This is a genomic window from Agromyces humi, from assembly GCF_009720255.1.
GTDB lineage: Bacteria > Actinomycetota > Actinomycetes > Actinomycetales > Microbacteriaceae > Agromyces > Agromyces humi.
The window spans coordinates 1-6239 of the sequence record NZ_WJSP02000217.1; the positions used below are offsets into that span (position 1 = coordinate 1).

The window sequence follows — 6239 nt, forward strand, 5'->3', positions numbered from 1 at the left end:
ATCCTCGACGGCGAGTGCTCGCTGCACCACCAGGCCTCGTTCTACGAGACCTTCTGGAACCCCGAGGGCGGTGACGAGGTGAAGGTCGCCTCCGACGGCGACGTGTTCGGCTTCCTGCTCCCGCCGGTCGTCGCCGAAGATCTGGTCGAAGTTCTCGTCCCAGTCCTCGGTGAAGAACAGGGTGTGGTGCAGCAGCCCGGGGAGGGCTCCACGCACGCCGAGCATGGCGAGCACCGCGCCGGGGCCGGAGGTGCGCCGGTCCCACCAGGTCTCGGGATAGGTCTGCGCCCGGCGCGGCAGCAGCTCGGTCTCGGTGTGGTGCAGGTCGGCCGCGGACACGACGCGGTGCGCGGGCACGCGCCGGGAGTGGCCCGCGGCATCCGTCACGCGGACGCCGGTGACCGACGGCGTCGAGTCGTCGGTGAGCTCGATGGCCTCCACCTCGGCACCGGTCAGGATCTCGACCCCGGCCGCTTCGGCGATCGCGGCGATGCGCGCGATGACGGTGCCGAACCCGCCCTGGGGGTACAGCACGCCCTGTTCGAGGTCCATGTGGCTCATGAGGTGGTACATCGCGGGCGCCGACGACGGCGAGGCGCCGAGGAAGACGGCCGGGTACCCAAGCACCTGCTGCAGGCGCCGGTCGTGCACTGCACGGGCCGCGAACCGGTCGAGGGGCGTCGCCAGCAGGCGGGCCAGGCGAACCGCGCCCCCGAGCACCTCGGGCGCGGCGAATCCCCGCACGTCGTCGAAGTTCGTGTAGAGGAAGCGGCGCCGCGCGATGTCATAGGTCGAGGCGGCCGAGTCGAGGTATCGCTCGAGTGCGGCACCCGCACCGGGCTCCACCGACTCGAAGAGCGCCACGTTCTCGGCGCGGGAGGCGCGGAGGTCGAGCGGGGCGTCGTACCCGTCGCCGTAGACGCGGTAGCCCGGATCGAGCGGCGTGAGGTCGAGCTGCTCGGCGGCCGTGGTGCCGAAGAGGCGGAAGAAGTGGTCGAACACCTCTGGCATGAGGTACCACGACGGACCGGTGTCGAACCGGAAGCCGCGTCGTTCCCAGGTGCCCGCGCGCCCGGCGCCTCAGCTGCTGAAGCGGATGCCGGCGACGCGCATGACGCCGTCCTCCACCCTGACGATGCAGCGCACCTGCACGCGCTGTTCGCTGCCGTCGTCGTCGCGATACGACACCGATCCCTGCGTTCGGTACTCGTCGTCGGTGACGCGCTCGACCTCGGAGAACAGCGGCATCTCCCGCGCGGCCGCGCCACGCTGCTCGAGCTCCAGGCGCATGCCGGACAGGCAGAGGGCCCTGGCCTCGGCGAGCGGGTCCTTCGGCTGGGACGCGACGACGACCGCCGCCGTGCCGCCGAGGACGAGGACCAGGAGCACGACGGGCCCCGCGATGCGCAGCCAGAGCGGCAGGCGCATGAACCACCCCTGCTGCCGCGGCGCAGGATCGACAGCCGCGGTCTGGTCCGACGAGGGCTCCATGGGTCGAATGCTACTCGCCGGCCCGCGCGGCGGGGAGGCCCGACCGGCTGAGCTCAGCCGAGCCCGCAGCGCTCGCCGTAGTAGGCGTACAGCTCCGCCTTGAGGCCGTCGCTCGACGGTACGTCGAGGCGCCCGGCGCGGCCGTCGCTCGCCGCGATCTCGAACGGCAGGATGGTGCCGCGCTTGTCGTCGGCGATCGCGTGCGCGTCGCACCGCGCCGGGCGCACCGGCAGGCTGAGGGTCATCGGGGCGGCCCCTGCGGCCACGTCGACGCCGAGCGTCCAGTCGATGCCGTCCTCGGCGTTCAGCAGCGTCGTCCCGTAGATCCGCTCGATGCGCATGGTCGTGTCGCCGGATGCCACGGGCTCGACGACGACGTCGATGAACGCCCGCCGATCGGCCCCCGTACCGGTGGAGCGGAGGTGCTCGGGCATCACGATCATCGCCACGTCGGCGACCGACTCGGCAAGGCAGTCCGCGGCGTTCACGCGCGCCACGGTGTCGAACGGGTCGTCGGCGGTCAGGGCGCCCGAGGCCGTGCGGGAGTCGGTGGGGTCGTCGCCCTCGACCACGGTACGCCAGTCGAACGTCACCACCACCGGGCCGGGCTCGTCGTCGCAGCGGCTGGCCGGCAGGTCGAGACGGATGTCGAGCGCGCCGCCGGCGGCCACCTCGAACGGCTCCGTGCGCACGAGGCCGTCGTCGAGGCTCGGCGTCTCGACCACGAAGCCGTCGACGGCCACGTCGTGGTCGCCGTCGTTCTCGAACCGCACCACGAGCCGGTGGCCGACGACGTCGAGCCGACCCTGCTTGACCGACACCGAGAGGCCGTCGGGCGTCGAGGGCGTCGCGGGCGTCGGTGATCCGGCGGTCGGGGCGCACGCCGCGAGGGGGAGCGACACGGCGACGGCGGTGCCGAGGAGCGCGATCATGCGGGGAAGGCGGCGGCGTGGCATCCGACCCACCTCAGCTCACCGCACCGAGACGTCGAGGCGACGGCCACCGAGTGAACGCGGCAGCGCCGCCAGCTGCGCCGCGACCTGCTCGATCGCGCGGGCGGCGGGGTCGTCGGGGGCCGAGACGACGACGGGGGTGCCCGCATCGCCGCCCTGTCGCAGCGCGATGCTCAGCGGCACGCTCGCGAGCAGGGGAACGGGGGCGTCCTGTCCCTCGGACAGGCGATCGGCGACGAGCGCGCCGCCGCCCGAGCCGAAGAGCTCGACCACGCCATCGGGTCCGGCGAAGCCGGCCATGTTCTCGACCACGCCGACGATCCGCTGGCCGGTCTGCCGGGCCACCACGCCCGACCGCTCGGCGACGTCGGCCGCGGCGGGCTGCGGGGTCGTGACCACCACGACCTCGGCGTTCGGCAGCAGCTGCCCGAGGGAGATGGCGACGTCGCCGGTGCCGGGCGGCAGGTCGACGAGGAGCACGTCGAGGTCGCCGAAGTACACGTCGGTGAGGAACTGGTTCAGGGTGCGGTGCAGCATCGGGCCCCGCCAGGCCACGGCGACGGATGACGCGCGACCGCCCGGTTCGGTCGGCTCGACGAACATGCCGATCGAGATGACCTTCACGCCGTGCGCGACGGGCGGCAGGATCATCTCGTCGACGCGGGTCGGACGGGCGGCATTGCCGTGGTCGTCGACGAGCCCGAGCAGCCCCGGGATCGAGAAGCCGTGCACGTCGGCGTCGACGAGGCCGACCGAGAGGCCGCGGGCGGCGAGCGCCACGGCGAGGTTCGCGGTGATGGTGGACTTGCCGACACCCCCCTTGCCGCTCGTGATGGCGATGACCCGGGTGAGGCTGCCCGGTCCGAACGGATTCGTGCGCGCTGCCCGGCCGCCGCGGAGCCGCTCGGTGAGGGCGGCCCGCTGCTCGGGCGTCATCACCGAGAGGGTCACCTCGGCGCGCCCGGCACCGACGACGGTCTCAGCCGCCTGCAGCACGTCGCGTTCGATGCGGTCGGCTGCGGGGCATCCGACGATCGTCAGCCTGATCACGACGTGCACGCGCCCGTCGTCGTCGGCTCGCACGGACTCGACCATGTCGAGCTCGGTGATCGGGCGTCGGATCTCGGGGTCGATGACCGAGGCGAGCGCGGCCAGCACCGACGATGCGAGGGCATCCGCCGGGGCGGGCGGCGCGGCGCCGTCAGGACGCGGCATGCTCCCGCTCCTCCTCGTCTTTGCGGTCGAGCTCCTCGAGCATGGCGCGCAGCTCCGAGCGGATGAAGTCCTTCGTCGCCACGTCGCGCATCGCGAGGCGGAGGGCGACGACCTCGCGTGCGAGGTACTCCGTGTCGGCGAGGTTTCGCTCCGCGCGCTGGCGGTCCTGCTCGATCTGCACTCGGTCGCGGTCGTCCTGGCGGTTCTGTGCGAGGAGGATCAGCGGGGCGGCGTACGACGCCTGCAGGCTGAGCACGAGCGTGAGCGCCGTGAATCCGATCGCGATCGAGTCGAAGCGCAGGTGCTCGGGCGCGAACGTGTTCCACGCCATCCAGGAGATGGCGAACACCGAGAGCCCGAGCAGGAAGCCCGGCGTGCCCATGCCTCGCGCCACCCACTCCGTGAAGCGGCCGAACCGGTCGCTGTCACCCGATCCGCGGAAGGACACGGATCGGCGCGTGCCTTTCGGGGTGTCGAACCGGCGGTCCTCGACGTCAACGCGTGCCATCTCCTGCCCTCCTTCCGTTCGGGATCGGGATGCTGCCCGTGGTCAGCTGGGAGCGTGCCGCCGCCCGGCGGCCCACATCGGTCTCGTCGTCGGGGTGACTTCGCCAGTCATCGGGCAGGAGGTAGTCGAGTACGTCGTCAATCGTCACCACCCCGACGAGTCGGTGCTTCTCGTCGACCACCGGCACCGAGACGAGGTCGTAGCTCGCGAGGATGCGACTGACCTCGGCGGCGGAGGTGTCGGCGCGGACGGGCTCGAGCCCCTGGTCGATCAGGGTGCCGAGTCGCTCGTGCGGCGGGTAGCGCAGCATCCGCTGGAAGTGCACGATGCCGAGGAACCGGCCGGTCGGCGGCTCGTACGGCGGGAGCGTGACGCACACCGCCGCCCCGAGCGCCGGCGGAAGGTCGTGGCGCCGGATGAGCGCGAGGCCCTCGGCGACGGTGGCGTCGGCCGACACGATGATCGGCTCGGTCGTCATGAGGCCGCCGGCGGTGTCGGGGCCGTAGGAGAGGAGGAACCGCACGTCGTCGGCCTCCTCGGGCTCCATGAGCTCGAGCAGGTGCTCGCCGCGCTCCTCGGGGAGCTGCGCGATGAGGTCGGCGGCGTCGTCGGGCTGCATGTGGTCGAGCACGTCGGCGGCGCGGTCGTCGCCGAGGCCCGAGAGGATCTCGACCTGGTCGGACTCGGGCATCTCCTCGAGCACGTCGGCGAGCCGGTCGTCGGAGAGCTCCTCGGCGACCTCCTGCCGCCGCTGCACGGGGAGGTCGAGGAGGGTGTTGGCGAGGTCGGCGGGCTTCAGCTCGGAGTAGGTGGCGATGAGCTGCTCGGCCGACTGCGCCTCGCCGCTCGCGTTCAGCTCACGGACCTCGCGCCACGTGACGTACGCCGACTGGCCCTTGGAGAACGGCGACGCGCCCTTGGGACGCCGCACGAAGAGCTGGTCGACCTCCCACTCGCCCGGCTCCTTCTCCTCGATCGCGACATCCTCGATCGTGGCCTCGCCGGAGCCGTCGTTGAAGACGACCTTGCGGCCGAGCATCTCGGCGATGACGCGCACCTCGCCGCCGCGCTGCTCGAAGCGACGGAGGTTGATGAGCCCGGTGGTGATGATCTGCCCGCCGCCGATGGAGGTGACCCGCCCGATCGACACGAACACGCGACGCTTGCCCGGGATCTCGACGATGAGGCCGACCACGCGCGGAGGGTCGCTCTTGCGGTACACGACGAGGACGTCGCGCACCTTGCCGACCCGATCCCCGGCGGGGTCGAAGACGGCGCACCCGGCGAGTCGGGCGACGAAGACTCTCGTGGCGCTCACGCTACCAACTTAGCCCCCGGAGCCGGGATCCAGGCCCTCCCGGTGGCCTCCCGGCGGCTGCGCGGGGGCGCGTGGGAGAATGACGGGGTGAGCTCACCTTCCCCGTTCGGCGGCCGCACGGCGCGCACGTTCCCGACCCTCCCCAAGGGCGAGACCGTTGCGACCTTCGAGACCTATCCCGAGGCGCAGGCGGCGGTCGACCGGCTGGCGAAAGCGGAGTTCCCGGTCAAGGAGCTCGCGATCGTCGGCACCGACCTCACGAGCGTCGAGCGCATCACCGGCACCCTCAGCTGGGGTCGCGCCGCGGGCGCGGGCGCCATCTCGGGCGCGTGGTTCGGCACGTTCCTGGGGCTGCTGTTCTTCATCTTCGCGCCCTCGGGCGCCACGCTCGGCATCCTGGGTTCCGCGGTGCTCATCGGCGCCGGCTTCGGCATGATCTTCAGCGTCGTCTCGTACTCGGTAAATCGGCGCCGGCGCGACTTCACCTCGGTGAACCAGGTGCTCGCCACCCGCTACGCGATCATCGCCGAGTCCGCCCATGTCGAGCGCGCACGATCGGTGCTCGGCGTGGACGCACCGGTCGCGACCCCGTCCCGGCCGCCCGTCGTGCCGGCCTCCTCGCCGACGAGCGGTCGTCCGATGAGCTACGGCGAGGCGACGGATGCCGATACCCGACTGGGTCGGTGGCATCTCACGGTTCCTGCAGGCACCGACCCAGCTCCGGCCCGCCCGGTACTCCCCGAAGGTCGCCAAG

At 72.2% G+C, this 6239-nt stretch carries 6 protein-coding genes and 1 pseudogene; 1 reads left to right on the forward strand and 6 read right to left on the reverse strand.

Going from position 1 to position 6239, the window contains the following annotated elements; all coding sequences use genetic code 11:
• From crtI to GH736_RS15190, 6 genes and pseudogenes are all read right to left on the reverse strand, one after another.
• Positions 1-1062 (reverse strand): annotated as a pseudogene (gene crtI, locus GH736_RS15165) (phytoene desaturase family protein); the annotation flags it as partial.
• Positions 1063-1080: 18 nt separating this feature from the next.
• Positions 1081-1491 carry a hypothetical protein gene (locus GH736_RS15170; RefSeq protein ID WP_159604790.1) on the reverse strand — a complete coding sequence of 137 codons (411 nt, stop codon included), beginning with the start codon at positions 1489-1491 and terminating at the stop codon, positions 1081-1083.
• Positions 1492-1544: 53 nt separating this feature from the next.
• Positions 1545-2447 (reverse strand): hypothetical protein, encoded by a 903-nt coding sequence (locus GH736_RS15175; protein ID WP_159604792.1) that lies wholly within the window; start codon positions 2445-2447, stop codon positions 1545-1547.
• 15 nt (positions 2448-2462) lie between these two features.
• Positions 2463-3659, reverse strand: coding sequence for an Mrp/NBP35 family ATP-binding protein (locus GH736_RS15180; protein ID WP_159604794.1), 1197 nt, complete (start codon positions 3657-3659; stop codon positions 2463-2465).
• Positions 3646-4167, reverse strand: a complete 522-nt coding sequence (locus GH736_RS15185; RefSeq protein WP_159604796.1) for a DUF1003 domain-containing protein — start codon at positions 4165-4167, stop codon at positions 3646-3648. The genes GH736_RS15180 and GH736_RS15185 overlap by 14 nt, the downstream gene beginning before the upstream one ends.
• On the reverse strand, positions 4154-5485 hold the full coding sequence (locus GH736_RS15190) for a magnesium transporter MgtE N-terminal domain-containing protein (RefSeq protein WP_159604807.1): 1332 nt from the start codon (positions 5483-5485) through the stop codon (positions 4154-4156). The genes GH736_RS15185 and GH736_RS15190 overlap by 14 nt, the downstream gene beginning before the upstream one ends.
• Positions 5486-5572: 87 nt before the next feature.
• On the opposite strand from GH736_RS15190, the gene GH736_RS15195 reads away from it, so the two are divergent.
• The coding region (locus GH736_RS15195) for a general stress protein (protein ID WP_328596873.1) at positions 5573-6239 on the forward strand (667 nt) is incomplete at its 3' end.

Excerpts from the sequence above, each read along its gene's own strand:
- GH736_RS15175 (WP_159604792.1), bottom strand. The coding sequence starts at position 2,447 with ATGCCACGCCGCCGCCTTCCCCGCATGATCGCGCTCCTCGGCACCGCC.
- GH736_RS15170 (WP_159604790.1), bottom strand. The coding sequence starts at position 1,491 with ATGGAGCCCTCGTCGGACCAGACCGCGGCTGTCGATCCTGCGCCGCGG.
- GH736_RS15185 (WP_159604796.1), bottom strand. The coding sequence starts at position 4,167 with ATGGCACGCGTTGACGTCGAGGACCGCCGGTTCGACACCCCGAAAGGC.
- GH736_RS15180 (WP_159604794.1), bottom strand. The coding sequence starts at position 3,659 with ATGCCGCGTCCTGACGGCGCCGCGCCGCCCGCCCCGGCGGATGCCCTC.